The organism is Ewingella sp. C233 (genome assembly GCF_055407225.1).
Window position 1 is genome coordinate 98,410 of the sequence record NZ_JBUZRI010000005.1, and the last position, 17,462, is coordinate 115,871.

Sequence of the window (17,462 nt, forward strand, 5' to 3'; positions counted from 1 at the left end):
TTTTTCGACAGTACCAGAACTGAAATCACCCAAATGTCGGCCAATTGGCCATGGAATGATCGTGTTCTTTTTTTCTCCATTTTACTTATTTTCGTACATCTGGTGGCTTGATGTACTTACTCGTTCGGTTTTGGGCGCAGTAACGCTACAGAATTGGCAGTTCGGGCTGTTATCAACGAGAACGTCAGTGTCGTCAGGGTCAGCGCTGCTGGGAGGCATTTTGACGTTTCTCCTGCCGTGATCTCCTTTCCGGCATCCGTGTTGTCACGGCGAACCTGGACCCCGCCTTACTCAGTACCGTGCGTAAAATACTTTCCCCCTTCCCCGAACAGTCCACCCTGTTCGTAATAGCAAATCATCTTAGCCGACACGCCTGACCCCTATTCATTATTTTGCCTCTGCCGCATCACTGCGGCTTTCAACCGACATCGGTGCCCGAAAACGTTTAAGCCGCAACGCGTTTCCTAGCACAAAGACGCTGGAAAGGGCCATCGCCGCCGCCGCAAAGATGGGCGAAAGCAACGTGCCATTGAACGGATAGAGCGCACCGGCCGCCACCGGGATCAGCACCGCGTTGTACGCAAAGGCCCAGAACAGGTTTTGCTTAATATTACGGATGGTCGCTTGGCTGAGCGCGATAGCGTTCGGCACGCCGCGCAGGTCGCCTGACATCAGCACGACATCCGCCGCCTCGATAGCTACGTCCGTTCCGGTACCGATGGCCAGCCCGACATCTGCTTCGGCCAGCGCCGGTGCGTCGTTAATGCCGTCACCCACAAAGGCAACCCGTGCACCATTGACCCTGAACTTCTTCAGCGCGGCGACTTTACCGTCCGGCAAGACTTCGGCCGCCACTTCATCAATACCCAGCTGTCTGGCGATAGCCGCCGCCGTCGCCGCGTTATCGCCAGTGATCATCGCGACTTTCAGTCCGAGTGCGTGCAGCGCTTTGATCGCCGCAGGCGTTGTCTCTTTGATCGGGTCGGCCACCGCGATAACCGCGGCCAGGCGACCATCAATCGCGGCATAGAGCGGGCTTTTTCCCTGCTCGCCGAGACGCTGAGCCGTTTGCCTGAAACTTTCAACATTCAGACCCAACTGAGTCATAAAGCGGTCCGCCCCTACGGCAACCGTACGCCCGGAGATTCTGGCCGATACGCCAAAACCCGGCGTGGCATCAAATGCCTTAACCGGAGCCAGCGTAATATTTTGCTGTTTTGCCGCAGCGACAATGGCTTCAGCAATAGGGTGCTCAGAGCGGGTTTCCACAGCGGCCACCAGCGCCAGCACCTCGCTGTATTCAAAACCTTCAGCGGGGACGAGATCGGTCAGTTCCGGGCGTCCTTTGGTCAGCGTACCGGTTTTGTCGAGTGCAATCACACTCACATCGCGCAGCGCCTGCAACGCTTCACCCTTGCGGAACAGAACGCCGAGCTCAGCGGCGCGACCAGTCCCCACCATGATTGAGGTTGGCGTCGCCAGCCCCATGGCGCACGGACAGGCGATGATCAGCACCGCCACCGCGTTAACCAGTGCGAAGGTCAGCGCCGGTGACGGACCGAAGACCAGCCAGACGAGGAAAGTCAGCATGGCCGCGGCCATCACCGCCGGTACAAACCACATCGTCACCTTGTCGACCAGCGCCTGAATAGGCAGTTTGGAGCCCTGGGCTTCCTCAACCAGACGGATGATTTGTGCCAGTACCGTGTTAGCCCCGATTTTGGTGACCCGAAAACTGAACGCACCGGTCTTATTGATCGTGCCGCCCACGACTGCTGCCCCAGCCCCTTTCGACACCGGCACCGGTTCGCCGGTGATCATGCTCTCATCAACATAAGACGCGCCTTCGACCACCTCACCGTCGACCGGGATCTTTTCCCCCGGACGCACGAGGACGATATCTCCGGTGGTAACCTGATCGAGGGGGATCTCGACAGACTCGCCGTTGCGCTCAACCCGCGCCGTCTTGGCCTGAAGCCCGACCAACCGCTTGATAGCCTGGGAGGTTTTCCCCTTGGCCCGCGCCTCGAGCGTGCGACCGAGCAGGATCAGAGTCACGATCACCGCCGCGGCTTCGTAATAGACGTTGGCCGTCCCCTGCGGCAGTACGTCAGGAAGGAAAGTCGCGACCACCGAGTAACCGTAAGCAGCCGCCGTACCGACTGACACCAGCGAGTTCATATCCGGTGCACCGCGCAGCAACGCCGGAACTCCCTTGCGGAAGAAACGCAGACCCGGCCCGAACAGGACCAGCGTGGCGAGCACAAACTGCAGATACCAACTGGTCTGCTGGCCCAGCACCGCCATGACCCAATGATGCATCGGGGGAATAAGGTGCGACCCCATCTCGAGGATAAAAACCGGCAAGGAGAAAATAGCGGATATCAGCAAAGACTGGCGCAGCCCGTGCGCTTCTTTTTCACGACGCTCAGCGTCCTGATCGCCTGCGTCGGCCGTTTGTACCGTCAGGCGCCGGGTGGCGTAACCGGCGTGTTTGACCGCTGCTTCCAGATCGTTTGTGGTCACAACCCCGGCCAAATGGCGCACCCGTGCACGCTCAGTCGCCAGATTCACGTTGGCTTCCAGCACACCCGGAACCTGAGTCAGTGCTTTCTCAACCCGCCCTACACAGGATGCGCAGGTCATCTCCTCAACCGCGAGTTCTGTCGTTTCTTCACGCACGTCGTATCCGGCGTTTCTGATAGCATTTGCCGCCGCCTGCGGCGCAGCCAGATCGGTGAAGGTGATGTCAGCACGCTCGGTCGCAAGATTCACCGCCGCCGACTGCACGCCAGGCACGGCTTTCAATGCGCGTTCAACGCGACCGACACACGACGCACAAGTCATGCCGTCGACCGGCAAGCTCAGGCGTGTCGTTGAGGAACTGGAGGAGTTAGAACCGGATGGATTTGAACCAGACTGAATAGCCATTGCTTTATCCCTTAAATGTTACTCTTGGGACAAGCTTAAACCTTCCTCTCAGGGGAAGGTCAAGGTTATCTTTGGGATGCAAAAAAGTTTTATCAGTGCAGCTCAACCTGATGGGATCCGTTCACTCTATCACTCCTGCGCGTAAGCCATTCGATACCCGCCGTCCTGCGGCAGCACATGAGCAAATCCCGGTTCGCCGAGGTGCATACCTGCGACGAGTAACTTTTCACTGACGACCTGTTTCAGGATTTTCTTGCGTGTCTCTTCAGCCTGAACGGGATCGCAGTCAAAAAGAATCGAGACGGCGGGCTGTGCGGACTGAATATGCGGGAAATGAACAATATCCCCCCAGATCAGCAGACTCTTGCCGCCCGAATCAATGCGAAATCCGGTATGGCCCGGCGTATGACCTGGCAGCCATACCGGGCGAATGCCTTTCTCTATTTCGTTTTCATCCAGGAAATTCAGGTTCTGCGCATAGGCTTGCAGCGTGCGGCGAACCAGCGAAAACGTGCGCTGTGACCGCTCGCTGGCCAGCGCTAACTTTTCATCATCCCGCCAGTATCCTGCTTCGAAAGGATGCAGGTAAAGTTCAGCATTTTTATAAACCGGCCGCCCTTCAGCGTCCAGCAAACCGCCGATGTGATCAGGGTGACCGTGCGTCAAAAGCAGGATATCCACTTCTTCCGGGCTGACCCCGACCGCCTGAAGGTTATCTTTCAGTAAGCCCCCTGCGTTATTCAGCCCACCCGTTCCGGCGTCAACCAGAATGGTTCGTCCCCGCCCGCGAATAAGGTAACAATGAATATGGATATTGGCGGGTTCTGCGATCCCGGCCCTGCGCTGAATCTCTCTGGCATCGGCGGTATCAATACCCGACAACAGATCAAGGCTGGTTGCCATGTTCCCGTCACTCAGGGCGGTAACCAAAAAATCGCCAATCTGGCGGGATGCAAAAGACGGACGGTTCATTAACACCTCAAAATTAATTTACCTATGAATCAATATTATTTAATGGCATACGGGCATTTTGTCACTAACAATCCACCCCCTGCGAACAAAATACCGTGTTTTCCCGCAGTGTACGCGATACCCCCGCCCTCTCTTTTCGCAACATTGCTCACACTTCCTGCAAACATCCGTTGATCTTACGAAATAAGCTCTCTATTTTAACTGAAAACGTTTTCAGGTTTTATTCCATCTTGAACAGCAATCAATCAGAAATAAGGGAGAAGCGTGTGAAGCCGAGCATGATGACGTATATTCAGGAACAGCATGAGGTATTGAAAAATATTCTGTCCCGTTATTTTGACCTCTTACCGGCGATCCGGGATAAAAAAGAGTGGCTAATTCTGGCGACCGGCTCAAGCATTAACGCCGCGCACAGTGCTAAATATTATATCGAGAAAATAAGCCGCGCCCGGATCACGATTGCTGAATCTTTTCATTACCAACTTTTTGAAAAACATAATCCTTCGGTCGATTTAATTATGGGCGTTTCGCAAAGCGGCGAAAGCACTTCAACGCTCAATGCAATGCGCTTCTTGAAGCAAAACAACAGTGCCAGCACCTACGGCGTCACCAGCAAAATGGACAGCGAACTGGCGAAAAGTGTTGATACCGCCGTGGACATCCAAAATGGCGAAGAGCGCGTCGGTTACGTCACTAAAGGTTATACCGCCACAATTTTAACGCTGATGCTGCTGGGCTTACGCAGCGCCAGAGCAGATGACCTGATCACCGCAGAGCAGGAACAAGCAGAGTTAGCCCGGTTCAGCGCTGCCATCGATACCATTCCCACCCTGATTGCCGACAGCGAAGCGTTCTACCAAACCTGGAAAGAAGAGCTGGTGCCTTCGCCGCGGTTTACCTGCATCGGCTATGGCCCGGCGGTCGGCGTATGTCAGGAGATGGCGACAAAATTCGCCGAAACGGTGCGGGTTCCGTCACAGGGCATCGAGATGGAAACCTTCATGCACGGGCCCTATTTTGAGGTAAACCCGCAGCACCGCATCTTCTTCCTCGACGTGGAAAGCGTCGCTAAAGAACGCCTGCTGCTGCTGCGCGATTACGAGAAAAAATGCACGCCCTTTATCTACACCCTGAAAATCGGCAAAAGCGATGACCCACGCACGCTGTCAATCGATGCGGATATTGAAGAATGTATTGCCCCGCTCATTATGGTGATCCCATTCCAGATATTTGCGCATCATATTGCCGAAGATAAAGGCAATAATCTGGCGCAGCGTATTTATACCGATTTTGGCGTCTCGGTAAAAAGTAAAACAAAACCCGGCGATTATAACTAACCGTTCAGTGAGGAAATATCATGGCTATTGATTACCGTTTAATGGCAGGTCAGATTATTTCTAATATTGGCGGTGATGCCAATATTGAATATCTCACGCATTGCGCCACCCGTTTACGCTTTAATTTAAGAGATACCACCATCGTTAATGAGCAAGCGCTCAACGCCATGCCGGATGTCATTAAAATCATCAATAACAATAGTCAGTTTCAGGTCGTTATCGGCCCTAAAGTCGCTCAGGTTTTTCAGGCCATTAACGACCTGAGATCTCCCGCCGGTGAACAAAGCGAGTCTGCTGCACCCGCAGAAAAAGCGTCGCTGTTTAACCGGTTGCTGTCGAATATCTCCGCCATCTTCACGCCCTATATTGGCGTTCTGGCTGGCGTCGGGGTGCTCAAGGGCATCGTGGTGTTGCTGCAAACCATGAGTCTGGTGCCCAGAGAGAGCTATATATTTACGGTGTTTAACGCGCTGGCCAGTGGTGTATTTACTTTCCTGCCGCTGTTTATTGCCGTGACGGCCGCGGAGAGATTCAAAACCAACAAATACATCGCGCTGGCGCTGACGGCCGCGATGCTCTATCCCCTGACAGATCCCAACATGCCGGGCGCGATCCCGCTGTTAGGATTATCACTCAGCCTGAAAATCTATGGCGGCGCGGTTATACCGGCCATCTTTGCCGTGCTGTTCCTGAGTTATGTCGAACGTTACCTGAAGAAAGTGATCCCGGATGTGGCTGCGCTGGTGTTTATTCCCTGCCTGTCGCTGATTATTACCGGTTTTGTGGTCTTCACCTTTATCGGCCCGGTCGCAGACTATATCGGCATCGGTATCGCTAACGCTTATACCTGGCTTTATCATCTCAGCCCGGTGATCTCCGGTGCGCTGCTGGCAGGTATCGGCCAGATCTTCGTGGTATTCGGCGTGCACTGGGGCATTATCCCGCTGGCGCTCATCAATATTCAGGTATCCGGCTATGACACTATTATGGCGATGTTTATGTCTGCGGTAATGGGCCAGTTCGGGGCCGCGTTTGGGGCGATTTTTATTGCACGCAACAACAAAGACAAACAGATCGCCATTTCGGCGTCGATCTCCGCCTTCTTTGGCATCACCGAACCGGCGCTTTATGGCGTGAATTTGAAGTACCGTATGCTGTTTATTTTCGGCTGTATTGGTGCGGCGTTAGGCGGGGCAATCACCGGCCTGCTGGGCGTAAAAACCTACAGTTTCTTGCCGGTACTGAATGTCTTCGAGCTGGGCCTGTTCAGTGGACCAGAATCAAAGGCCATCTATGAGGTGGTCGCCATCAGCGTAGCGTTTACCGTCCCGGCTATTTTGACCATCATCTACGGCAAAACGCGTCTGGCAAAGTTGCAGTTATCTGAGCTTAAGAAGTAGAGAACGCCAAGCCCGCTTTACCCTGATAGTAAAACGCAGCCCTGAATTTGGGCTGCGTTATGTCTTTCACCGTATGACCTCAGAGGCCAATCGCGTCGCGCATCCGGTTCAAGACGGTTTGTTTCTGTTCTTTAGTCAACGCGCGCAATGGCAGGCGCGGGTTACCGGCATCAATGCCGTGCAGCTGCATCGCCGCTTTGCCCGCGGCCACGCCGCCAAACTCCACCAACACGCGGATCAGGGCGATAACCCTGTCCATGCCCTGCTGTACCGCAGCCTGATTGCCCGCATTGAAATCACTGATGATTTTGTGGAACAACGGCGCGGCGTAGTTGTACGTACTGCCCACGGCACCCAGCGCGCCCACCGCCAGGCCACCCGGCAGATGTTCATCTACCCCAAACGGAATGTCGAATTTCCCGCCGCTGACGCGCATACAGCGCTGGAATTCATATAAATCAGCGCTGTTGAATTTAATACCTGACAGGTTGAGGATCTTCGACTCCGCGTTAATCAGAAACTGTTCCATATCCAGATTCACACCAGACATCCCGGAGTGATAGTAGTAAAAACCCTTTGTCGGCGCAGCGGCGGCAATCGCCTGACAATAAGCCACCAGATCGTCAATATTTCCGGGTTTGAAGAAGCATGGCCCGATGACCGACGTCGCGAAGATATCCAGCGTTTCGGCATGGCGCGACAGATCAACCGCATCTTTGATACTCAGCGCGCCGGTGTGCAGCGTAATACTCAACTTACCCTGCGCCGCCTTCACCCAACGCTCGGCAATTTTCTTACGCTCTTCTACCGAGCAATGGATCCCTTCTCCGGTCGTACCACAGACGTACACGCCTTTTACACCGTCGCTGACCAGATGTTCCGCAATCTGATCGATAACCGGATAATTCACCTCACCGTGCGCGTCAAAAGGGGTGTGCGGCGCGGCGATAAGACCTGTTAATTTGTTCATTAGCATCCTCGTAACTTAAAGCGAACAGACGGCCAGTATGGCCGGGATCAGTAATCGGTCAGTTTTGCGGCTGCACTCGGGTTTATCGCATCCCGATACCAGCCACAAATATGTTCGATACGGGTAATGGCAGAACCGACGGTCACGGCAAAAGCCCCCGCCGCCATCACCTCTGCGGCCTGCACGGGTGAGTTGTAGCGCCCTTCCGCAATTACCAGACACCCTGCCTTCGCCAACTGTTTGACCAACTCGATATCTGGCCCGGCGGGCACTGCCGCCCCGGTATACCCTGACAGCGTGGTGCCAATAAAGTCGAAGCCCAACTGATGCGCCAGCAGACCATCTTTCAGGCAGGAGGCGTCGGCCATTGTCAGACATCCCCTCGCCCGCACACGCGCGTAAAGCGCCTCAACGGATACCGGTCTCGATCGCAGGGTCACATCGAAAGCGATGATATCGGCACCCGCCTCACTCAGGGCCTCCACATCTTCCAGCCAGGGAGTAATGCGAACATCAGTGTCCGCCAAATCACGCTTGATGATGCCAATGATTGGCGCATCGGTTGCCTGTCGCACCGCCAGTAAATTGCGCACACCTTCGATACGCAACCCGGCGGCTCCGCCGTCCATCGCGGCGCACGCCATCGCGGCAACCATCTCAGGTTTATCCATAGGGCTGCCGGGCACCGGTTGGCATGACACGATAAGACCCCGCTGTAGCATAGGGCGAAGATCGCTAATGTTGCGCATATTCACACTTCGCATGGCTTTAAACTCCAATAATTTATTTAAAATGAAGCATAACTCCAATCATCGTAAATCTTTTGTTTACGGCACGCAATGGGACTAAAGCGTAAATGTGATCCGGTCCGAAGAGGTGACAGGACGTAAAATTAACTTTGCATTGGAGTGATACTCCAGTTATTAAATATCAATGGAGTTAAATCGGACGCGTAGTGATAAGGCTTCTTTATGCGTCGTTTTACAGCACCGTTCACAGGGGATCATAACAATGGGTATGGGTTTAGCGCTGGATATCGGCGGGACAAAAATGGCGGCAGCGCGGGTAGATGAAAGCGGCCAGCTTTCTGAGCGCCAGCAGATCGCCACACCGCGCGGTGATGCGGCTCAGATGGCCTCAGCGCTGGAAACACTGATTTCTCCGTTTCGTCAGCGGGTGGATTTTGTCGCCGTTGCCTCAACCGGCATCATCAGTCATGGCACGCTGACGGCGCTTAACCCGGCAAATCTCGGCGGTCTGGCCGGTTTTCCGCTGTTGGAATGTATCCAATCAATCGCCGCTCTCCCCTGCGTATTGCTCAATGACGGACAGGCGGCGGCCTGGGCTGAATATCAGACGCTGCGGGATGAATGCGATAACGCGCTGTTTGTGACTGTGTCCACCGGCGTGGGCGGCGGCATTGTCTGGAACAAAAAACTGCTGGTCGGGCATACCGGGCTGGCTGGGCATATCGGCCACACTGCTTGTGATCCCCTGGGCCCGCAGTGTGGTTGTGGCCGCCGGGGATGCGTCGAGGGCGTGGCATCGGGAACCGCCATCGGTGCCGCCACGCAGGGCTGGCCGCAGCCAGTTACCGCCGTCGGCGTGTTTGAAATGGCACGGGCTGGCCATATTCCAGCGGAAAATATTGTCCAACGTTCAGCAACGGTGATTGCTTCCCTGCTGGCGGATATGCATATCGCACTCGATCTGGACGTGGCGATCCTCGGCGGCAGCGTCGGTCTGGCTGAGGGGTATCTGAAGCGAGTGACGCAAGCGCAAACCGCCTTGCCGGAAATCTACCGGCTGCCGGTTCAGGCGGCTTTCCACCGGCAGGACAGCGGGCTGTTGGGCGCCGCGCTGTGGGCAAGAGCCTCCCTGTAGTGGCCACAAAACAGTATGCCTCCTGCGCTTCACGCAGAGGGGCAACTATGTAATGATATGCACCAGATAAATCGTTGTTTCCTTCACTCTTTTCCCTGAGGTGTCCGCGTGAAAACTGGTGCTCATCGTTTTAAGCCAGGTAAAATCCTTGATGCCTTAGGTGCCATGCAAAACAGCCTGACCCGCTCCGCGCAGCGGATTGCGGTCTATATTCAGGCCGAACCTTCCAAAGTCACCCAGCTTTCCCTCGCCGACCTCTCAGCCCTAACACAGGCTGGCGAAGCCACCATCATCCGTTTTTGCCGGACGCTCGGCTATAAAGGCTTCCAGGATTTCAAAATGGATCTGGCCATTGAAGTGGCCACCCGGGCAAACAGCGGGGAAAGCCTGCTGGATGCCGACGTACAGGACGCCGACAGCGCGCTGGCGATTGCAGGTAAATTGCAGTCCGCCATCAATAATGTCCTGACAGAAACCGTTAATCTGCTGTCGCTTGAGAACGTTGAACAGGTGGTGAAGTTAATGCGCCCGGCAGACCGAATCTCTATTTTCGGCCTAGGGTCCTCAGGGATCACCGCTGAAGATGCCAAAAGCAAACTGATGCGCATTGGTTTACGCGTCGATGCTGCCACCAATAACCATTTCATGTTCATGCAGGCCTCACTGATGCGCCCCGGTGACGTAGCGATTGGCATCAGCCATTCCGGTACCTCCAGCGAAACCGTACATGCGCTGAAACTGGCGAAAGCCGCCGGGGCAACCACCGTGGCGCTGACCCACAATATGGGATCCCCGATCACCGAAATGGCCGATTACGTGCTGATCAACGGCAACCGTCAGGGTCAGTTGCAGGGCGACTCCATCGGCACTAAGATAGCCCAGCTTTTTGTTCTGGACCTGATTTATGCCCTGCTGGTGAAGGCCGATCCCGTACAGGCGGAAAAAACCAAACGCAAAACCACGCAAGCCATCAGCCAGTTCGACAGCAAATAACCCATTTTCTGTCAGTCATTCGCATGGGTATGGCGCACATATTTCAGCCGCGCTGCCCTGCACGTCACCATTCTGCTGCCACCTCTACTGGCATCAGCATTTCAACGTCTTAATCACATTTTTAACATTCCGCCATTGTAATGACGGAGGGTTCGAATACACTCAAATGGAGTTTTACTCCTATGTTAATTTTAATTTGGAGTTTAACGCGAGTGAGAGGGTGGTGAAAATGCGTGGTTTTAGTGGCGTCGTGAAACCTCATCAGGATGCGCTGAAACTGCCGTTGCCACGGGGATAACGTTTCTGCCTGAATACTGACAGGCAGTGAAGAGAGAGCGACGATATGAGCACTTCAGTACAGTCTCGTGGGAACACACCGGGCGCCCGACCGCCCCGCTGGTACCGGCAACTGACACCGGCGCAGTGGAAAGCCTTTACTGCCGCATGGATTGGTTACGCTCTGGATGGCTTTGATTTTGTGATTATTACGCTGGTGCTGACCGACATTAAACAGGAGTTCGGTCTGACCCTGATTCAGGCCAGCAGCCTGATCTCTGCGGCGTTTATCTCCCGCTGGTTTGGCGGCCTGGTATTAGGCGCCATGGGCGACCGCTACGGGCGAAAATCCGCCATGATCACCAGCATTGTGCTGTTCTCCTGCGGCACACTGGCCTGCGGGCTGGCACCGGGATACACCACGTTATTCATCGCCCGCCTGGTTATTGGTATCGGCATGGCAGGGGAATACGGCTCCAGCTCCACTTACGTCATGGAGAGCTGGCCAAAGAATATGCGCAATAAAGCCAGTGGCTTTTTGATCTCGGGCTTCTCGATTGGCGCGGTGGTTGCCGCACAGGCCTACAGCCATATCGTTCCGGCTTTCGGCTGGCGAACGTTGTTTTATATCGGATTACTGCCGATTCTCTTTGCCCTGTGGCTGCGTAAAAACCTGCCGGAAGCCGCAGACTGGGAGAAATCACAGCGTGAACAGCAGCATATCAAAAAGGGTAAAGACCGAAATATGGTCGATATTCTCTACCGCAGCCGCCTGAGTTATCTCAATATCGGCCTGACGGTCTTCGCCGCGGCGGCTCTCTATTTTTGTTTCACCGGAATGGCATCAACCCCTGCCATTGTGATCCTCGGCGTACTTTGCGCCGCCATCTTTATCTATTTTATGGTGCAGACCAGCGGTGAGCGCTGGCCGACCGGCGTCATGCTGATGCTGGTGGTGTTCTGCGCGTTTCTCTATTCCTGGCCCATTCAGGCACTTTTACCGACTTACCTGAAAATGGATTTAGGCTATGACCCACATACCGTCGGCAACGTGCTGTTTTTCAGCGGGTTTGGTGCGGCGGTCGGCTGTTGCGTGGGGGGGTTTCTCGGGGACTGGCTGGGTACGCGTAAAGCCTATGTCACCAGTTTGCTGGTCTCACAATTATTGATCATTCCGCTGTTTGCGATTGAAGGATCCAGCCTGCTGTTCCTCGGCGGCCTGTTGTTCCTGCAACAAATGCTGGGGCAAGGTATTGCCGGTTTGCTGCCAAAACTGCTCGGGGGCTATTTTGATACCGAACAGCGTGCGGCGGGTTTGGGGTTCACTTACAACGTGGGGGCGCTCGGCGGCGCATTAGCACCAATACTTGGGGCGTCGATCTCCCAACATCTCAGCCTCGGCACAGCCCTGGGTTCCCTCTCTTTCAGTCTCACGTTTGTCGTGATCCTGCTGATCGGTTTTGATATGCCATCGCGGGTACAACGCTGGATCCGTCCTGCGGGTTTACGCATGAACGATGCCATCGACGGTCATCCGTTCAGTGGTGCTATTGGGCCTGTGAGCGCACCGGTAGTGACACATAAATAGAAAGAATATAGAAGGCAGCAGATGGCCACCGTACCGGAAGATACGGCGGCCATCCCGCGGGTTAGCGCTTACGCCACACCGTCAGTTGCGCCACGGTATGCTGATATTTGCGGGCCGTTTCGCGGATCACAAAAGGCACATCCACCGGAGCCTGAACCTCGGTGAAATCAGCCGCCAGCAGCCTTTGCAGCGCCTGATGCGTGGTGAGTGCCTCACCATTTTCACGTACGCCCCCGATCCAGTTCTCTTTTGGCGTGAACTCTTCCAGCCAGGTATATGGCGATGAAAGCATCAGCACCCCGCCGGAGCGAATCATCGGCGCGATATCCTGCAAGAAACGTTTCGGCTGGCGCAGACGGTCAATAAGATTAGAGGCCAGTACCAGATCGTATGGCTCTTTCTGCGGTTTCAGGTTACAGGCATCACCCTGCAGGAAGCGGACTTTTTCCGCCTGCTCTGCGCTTAGGCCCACGTCAGACAGACGTGCCTGACAATACTCCATCAGATCACCCTCTTCAGGCATCAGATAGCGCAGCTCCTCACCGCTGGCCAGTGACAACGCCACATCGATAAAACGTGCCGAATAATCCATACCAGTCACCTGATCAAATAGTCGGGCCAGTTCGAAGCTGGCGCGGCCGGTGGCGCAACCGATATCCAGCGCACGATGACGCTTATCACACAGTTTTTCCGCAATATCGACCAGAGCGCGTGCATAGTTACCCACGCCGAAATAGCGTTTCCCGTATTGGAAATCAAGATATTGCGAGACCAGCGTATCCGTTTCGTACGGATTAACCGTCAGCTTTTCCTGATGTGTTGATACAACATAACGGAAACCCGCATGCTGGAAAAAGTGGCGGCGGAAAGCATAGCGTGAAGAGCGCAGCGCTTCGTTACCGGTAGAGATCCAGCTGCCGCCTTTCATGATGGAATGCTTACCGTCAAAGGTCGGCGTGGAAAAATCATCATATAAAGGATGGACGCGGAAACCGTCAAACCCGCTGATCGGCGTTGTTGTCCACTGCCAGACATTACCGACCACGTCGTAAAAATCTCCCTGCGGGAACTGGTCTACCGGGCAGGAAGACGCCCACCAGGCCAGATTGATATTGCCGGGCGCCTGCTGCCAGTCGGGCTGGTCACCTTCTACCTGATCGCGCAACAGATACCATTCGGCTTCGGTCGGCAGCTGGATGGATTTGCCGGTTTCATCGGTTTTCCAGCGGCAAAATGCGGCGGCTTCCAGCTGATTCACTTCTGCAGGCCAGTCCCACGGCATCGAAATTTCTTCAGCCATCAGACGCAATTTGAGCGCACCGGGCTCTGCCGCAGAACCTACCCAGAAGGTTGGCATGGTGGCACCGGCAAAGTCGCGCCAGCCCTGACCTTCTTCATCCCACCATTGCGCGTTCTGGTAGCCTCCGGCCTGCACAAACTCGAAAAACTCCCCATTACTGACCAGCATTTTGCTGGCCTTAAACGGCTTAACCTCGCTCTGCGACGTGCCGTATTCGTTGTCCCAGCCATAGGTGTCGTCAGTTTTACCCAACGTCACTTGCCCGCCCGGCATGGAAACCAAGACGTTATGCGGTGCGGCGGTACGATCTTCACGGACATGGGTACAGGCTGGCCAGTGCGCCTGAGGTTTTACCCATTCGACCGGCAACTGGCGCATAAGCACGCTCGACGTTTCCAGATGAATACGCTCATGTTCAATGCCCATCAGTATCACCCACGCAGGGCTTTCCCAGCTAAGCGGCAGTTCCAGCGGCATATTTTCGATGAAATCGACGAGAACGGTGCGGACTTTGCCGCGATAATCACGTAACTGGGCCACACCCGGCCAGCTGTAATGGCTGTTATCCAGATCGTCCCAGCTCATTTCATCGACGCCAATCGCCAGCATCGCTTCAATGCCGTCATCAATCCGCTGTGAGATCAGCCCGGCGGCCATCAGTTTATTAATGTAAAAAGTGGCGGTATGGCCGAAGTAAAAGATCAGCGGATGGCGCAGGGAAATGGCTTTATCGAAGTAGGCGCGCTCATCGCTCAGGCAATCGAACAGGCTCTCGTACAGGTCCCAGGTCTGATTAAAGTATTCAAGAATTTCCCGGCGCTTTTCGGTGGCGTTAATACCGTTCAGGCGTAAGGTTTGCGTCGGCTCAGGTAACCCGGTTGTTATTGTTTTTGAGTGATTCATGGCGTTTTCCTTAGTTCTCTGGCGAAGCAAATGAACTGCAAAGTGTAGCATTTATTCATTTCACATCCGTTTCAGGAGAAATTCTGACACACTTTAATCTGCGTGACGCTGTCACGTAAAGCGAGGCAATTCAAGGCAAATAAAAGTAATAATCTGACTTCTGTTAATCCCGTTCGAGGTCGAATGCGGCCTGAGCGCGCTCCAGTTCGGGGCCATGTTGAAGCGCCCAGTCGTAAAGCGCAGCAAAGGGCTGCTGAAGTGACTGACCAAACGGGGTGATGGTGTATTCAACGCCCACCGGCATGGTAGGAAGTACTTCCCGACGGATAAGCCCGTTGCGTTCCAGACGTTTTAACGCGTCAGCCAGAGATTTATGCGTGATCCCGTCAAGACGGCGCATGATTTCGTTAAAGCGCGATGGCCTCAAACACAGCACCGTCAGGATCAGCACCGACCATTTATTGGCAATATGCGCCAGGATCACCTGAGTCTTTTGTACCTCGACCAGGCCCGCGTCGGCGATACCTTTTGCCTTACGGTTTTCCATGCGTTTCCGGGCGGTCAGCGTGTCGGTGACGTTGGACATAGATTTACTCCTCGATATCTACGCTATATGTAGTGCGTAATTGACCCTAGATATAAAGAATATATCATCAAATTTCCGTGCGTCCCCCGCCTCTTTCACAAGATTTAAAGGATCCTGATGAACACTGTAAACCAAAATATAACGGGTACGGCCGTCGTCACCGGTGCCTCTTCTGGCATCGGCAAAGTCTATGCTGAGCGGCTGGCTTCCCGCGGTTATGATCTGTTGTTGGTTGCACGCCGGGGTGACCGCCTGCTGGCGATCGGTGATGACCTGCAATCCCGCCACGGGATCCGCGTTGAATCCATAGTGGCTGACCTTGCGACACCCGACGGCCTTACACAAACCGTGCAGAAAATTACCGCTGATCCCTCTGTCACTATGCTGGTTAACAACGCCGGTTCCTCCCAGGTGGGTACGCTTTCGCAAACCACACCTGAAAAAATGCTGGCGATGATCGCGCTTAATGTCACCGCCCTTTCCGCGCTGACGCTGGCCGTTCTGCCCCGTTTTCAGCAGCGCAATGCAGGCACGATCATCAACGTGGGTTCTATGGTGGGTTTCGCCCCGACCTCTTTTGTTCCTGTCTACGGGCCGACCAAAGCCTACGTCCTCAATTTCACCCAGATCCTGCAACAACAGCTGGCCGACAGCAGCATCCGCGTGCAGCTTGTCGCTCCGTCGGCCACCGTTTCGGAAGGCTGGGACGTGGCTGGGCTTTCACTCTCTACCCTCGATCCGGCGACGGTAATGAATACCGAAGATTGTGTTGACGCGGCACTTCGCGGTCTTGATCTCGGCGAACTCATCACAATACCCTCGCTGCACGATGACAACCTGCTGCGTACGTATGAAACGGTTTCGGCTGCCCTTTTCGATGCCTCGTTTGTCACCGGCCAGCCTGCCACGCGTTATACATCTACGCGATAACACGGTGGTAATGGCAGCGATCAGGGAATAAAAAGCAGAGAACGTGCAGAAATCTGCAATGGCTCACCGTCAAAACGGTGACGTAAAGAGAGATAATCTTCAGCAGAAATAATGCGCTGGATGTCAGCGGAAAGTGCGTCCAGCGCCAGTTTCATCTGTGGAAGATAATCATGGGTGTCATAGACGCGGTCGATCCCTTCGAGGGAATGGTTCATGATTTTACGCGCGACATCGTTCGCTACGTTGAGGGAAGCCAGTTTTGAGCGGGCGGTACGCCGCAGGTCACGGGTGGTGAAGGGTTCGAGGCCCGGCCCCCTTTCGGCGCGGATCACGCGGCGTAGTGCCTGAGTAATGGCGCCCCGTGACAGCGGTTTCTGTCCGTCAAGGGGCGACGGCACCAGCCACGGACTGTCGGCCGGGCTGGCCTCCAGCAACGCATCAATGCAGTGGATCATCAGTGGTGTGAGCGGCAAACTGTGATCGCGCTGCGACTTATTACGCAGCCCCTGTCGCCAGACGCCAATGCGTAAATGAAACTCTTCTTTTCGCGCGCGCACCACTTCATCCGGGCGGCGTGCCGTCAGTAAACACAGCCGTAATGCCCAGCGGCATTGCTCAGAAATATCCCACAAATCAAGACTATGCCAAAACACCCAGATTTCAGCATCGGTCAGGGAACGTTCGCGGGGAGGCGTATTGCGCCCGCCGACGTCCCGGCGTTTCATTGAGCCAATCGGCGAATGTTCTAAGTATCCCTGAGTTTCAGCCCAACTGAGAAACTGTTTGCACAGGGCAAAAACACGTTTGGCTTCAGCGATTTTTCCGTCCGCCAGCAACACGTTAAACAGACGGTTAAGGCGCAACCGGCTGACTTTGTTGAGCGGTAACGGGCCGATCACCGGCAGCACATGTATGAGTAAAGAAGAAACGGCGATTTCCGGACGGCGGCGGGTGATCATCAGTGACAGCCGGATCCACACCTTCATTACCTGACTGACGGTCGCATTGCCCTCTTCATCAAAATTATCGAGTTCTGCCAGCGGCGCTTTCCTGATCTCTTCAAGAAACTGGATCACATGGCGGCCAACTTGTTCAGCGGCGATATCGGGTTCGATTACAGCAACATTCATTCAGGCAATTCAACAGGGTAAAGTCCGGGGCGGTGTTATAACAACTCAGCGGTTCCGACGCAAAAGGTTTGTGACTCCAGACCTATTAAGTCTGGAGTCACAAAGAGTGCGGAGAATGGATAATAGCGGACCTGGGTGTGTCGTTTTAGCCAGCCGAATCAAAGACAAAAAAGATATTATTGGCGAATTAATCGTCGACAATACGCGGATGATGATTTGTGGATGATTAACCGCGTCCAAGATGTTAAAAACAGGGCAAGAA

The 17,462-nt window shown here is 54.6% G+C and carries 13 protein-coding genes; 6 read left to right on the forward strand and 7 right to left on the reverse strand.

What is annotated here, in order from left to right; translation table 11 throughout:
- Positions 1–387: 387 nt before the first annotated feature.
- Positions 388–2,931 carry a heavy metal translocating P-type ATPase gene (locus ACZRKO_RS19690; protein ID WP_463738927.1) on the reverse strand — a complete coding sequence of 848 codons (2,544 nt, stop codon included), beginning with the start codon at positions 2,929–2,931 and terminating at the stop codon, positions 388–390.
- Positions 2,932–3,060: 129 nt separating this feature from the next.
- Positions 3,061–3,903, reverse strand: a complete 843-nt coding sequence (locus ACZRKO_RS19695; RefSeq protein ID WP_463738928.1) for an MBL fold metallo-hydrolase — start codon at positions 3,901–3,903, stop codon at positions 3,061–3,063.
- A 278-nt stretch (positions 3,904–4,181) separates the two neighbouring features.
- Between ACZRKO_RS19695 and ACZRKO_RS19700 the strand changes: the two genes are divergently transcribed.
- The gene (locus tag ACZRKO_RS19700; protein ID WP_463738929.1) at positions 4,182–5,240 is read left to right on the forward strand and encodes an SIS domain-containing protein; all 1,059 of its coding nucleotides are present in this window, start codon (positions 4,182–4,184) and stop codon (positions 5,238–5,240) included.
- A 20-nt stretch (positions 5,241–5,260) separates the two neighbouring features.
- Positions 5,261–6,640, forward strand: coding sequence for a PTS transporter subunit EIIC (locus tag ACZRKO_RS19705; protein WP_463738930.1), 1,380 nt, complete (start codon positions 5,261–5,263; stop codon positions 6,638–6,640).
- A 79-nt stretch (positions 6,641–6,719) separates the two neighbouring features.
- On the opposite strand, the gene ACZRKO_RS19710 is transcribed toward ACZRKO_RS19705, so the two are convergent.
- A complete protein-coding gene (locus tag ACZRKO_RS19710; protein ID WP_463738931.1) occupies positions 6,720–7,610 on the reverse strand; it encodes a dihydrodipicolinate synthase family protein in 891 nt (296 codons plus the stop codon).
- A 47-nt stretch (positions 7,611–7,657) separates the two neighbouring features.
- Positions 7,658–8,359, reverse strand: coding sequence for an N-acetylmannosamine-6-phosphate 2-epimerase (locus tag ACZRKO_RS19715; RefSeq protein WP_463738932.1), 702 nt, complete (start codon positions 8,357–8,359; stop codon positions 7,658–7,660).
- Positions 8,360–8,621: 262 nt separating this feature from the next.
- Between ACZRKO_RS19715 and ACZRKO_RS19720 the strand changes: the two genes are divergently transcribed.
- The 3 genes from ACZRKO_RS19720 to ACZRKO_RS19730 all read left to right on the forward strand — a co-directional run bounded on the left by ACZRKO_RS19720 (position 8,622) and on the right by ACZRKO_RS19730 (position 12,351).
- The gene (locus ACZRKO_RS19720; protein WP_463738933.1) at positions 8,622–9,494 is read left to right on the forward strand and encodes an N-acetylmannosamine kinase; all 873 of its coding nucleotides are present in this window, start codon (positions 8,622–8,624) and stop codon (positions 9,492–9,494) included.
- Between the two features lie 165 nt (positions 9,495–9,659).
- Complete coding sequence (locus ACZRKO_RS19725; RefSeq protein ID WP_463739047.1) at positions 9,660–10,487, forward strand: MurR/RpiR family transcriptional regulator; 828 nt, start codon at positions 9,660–9,662, stop codon at positions 10,485–10,487.
- A gap of 343 nt (positions 10,488–10,830) precedes the next feature.
- Positions 10,831–12,351, forward strand: a complete 1,521-nt coding sequence (locus ACZRKO_RS19730; RefSeq protein ID WP_463738934.1) for a sialate:H+ symport family MFS transporter — start codon at positions 10,831–10,833, stop codon at positions 12,349–12,351.
- 61 nt (positions 12,352–12,412) lie between these two features.
- Here the strand turns inward: ACZRKO_RS19730 and ovoA are convergent, their stop codons facing one another.
- Positions 12,413–14,554, reverse strand: coding sequence for a 5-histidylcysteine sulfoxide synthase (gene ovoA / locus ACZRKO_RS19735; protein ID WP_463738935.1), 2,142 nt, complete (start codon positions 14,552–14,554; stop codon positions 12,413–12,415).
- A 163-nt stretch (positions 14,555–14,717) separates the two neighbouring features.
- The gene (locus tag ACZRKO_RS19740; protein ID WP_463739048.1) at positions 14,718–15,101 is read right to left on the reverse strand and encodes a winged helix-turn-helix transcriptional regulator; all 384 of its coding nucleotides are present in this window, start codon (positions 15,099–15,101) and stop codon (positions 14,718–14,720) included.
- A gap of 156 nt (positions 15,102–15,257) precedes the next feature.
- On the opposite strand from ACZRKO_RS19740, the gene ACZRKO_RS19745 reads away from it, so the two are divergent.
- The gene (locus tag ACZRKO_RS19745; RefSeq protein WP_463738936.1) at positions 15,258–16,070 is read left to right on the forward strand and encodes an SDR family NAD(P)-dependent oxidoreductase; all 813 of its coding nucleotides are present in this window, start codon (positions 15,258–15,260) and stop codon (positions 16,068–16,070) included.
- Positions 16,071–16,090: 20 nt separating this feature from the next.
- Here ACZRKO_RS19745 and ACZRKO_RS19750 read toward each other — a convergent pair whose 3' ends face one another.
- Positions 16,091–17,200: a tyrosine-type recombinase/integrase gene (locus ACZRKO_RS19750; RefSeq protein WP_463738937.1), complete on the reverse strand. Its 1,110-nt coding sequence runs from the start codon at positions 17,198–17,200 to the stop codon at positions 16,091–16,093.
- Between the last annotated feature and the right edge of the window lie 262 nt (positions 17,201–17,462).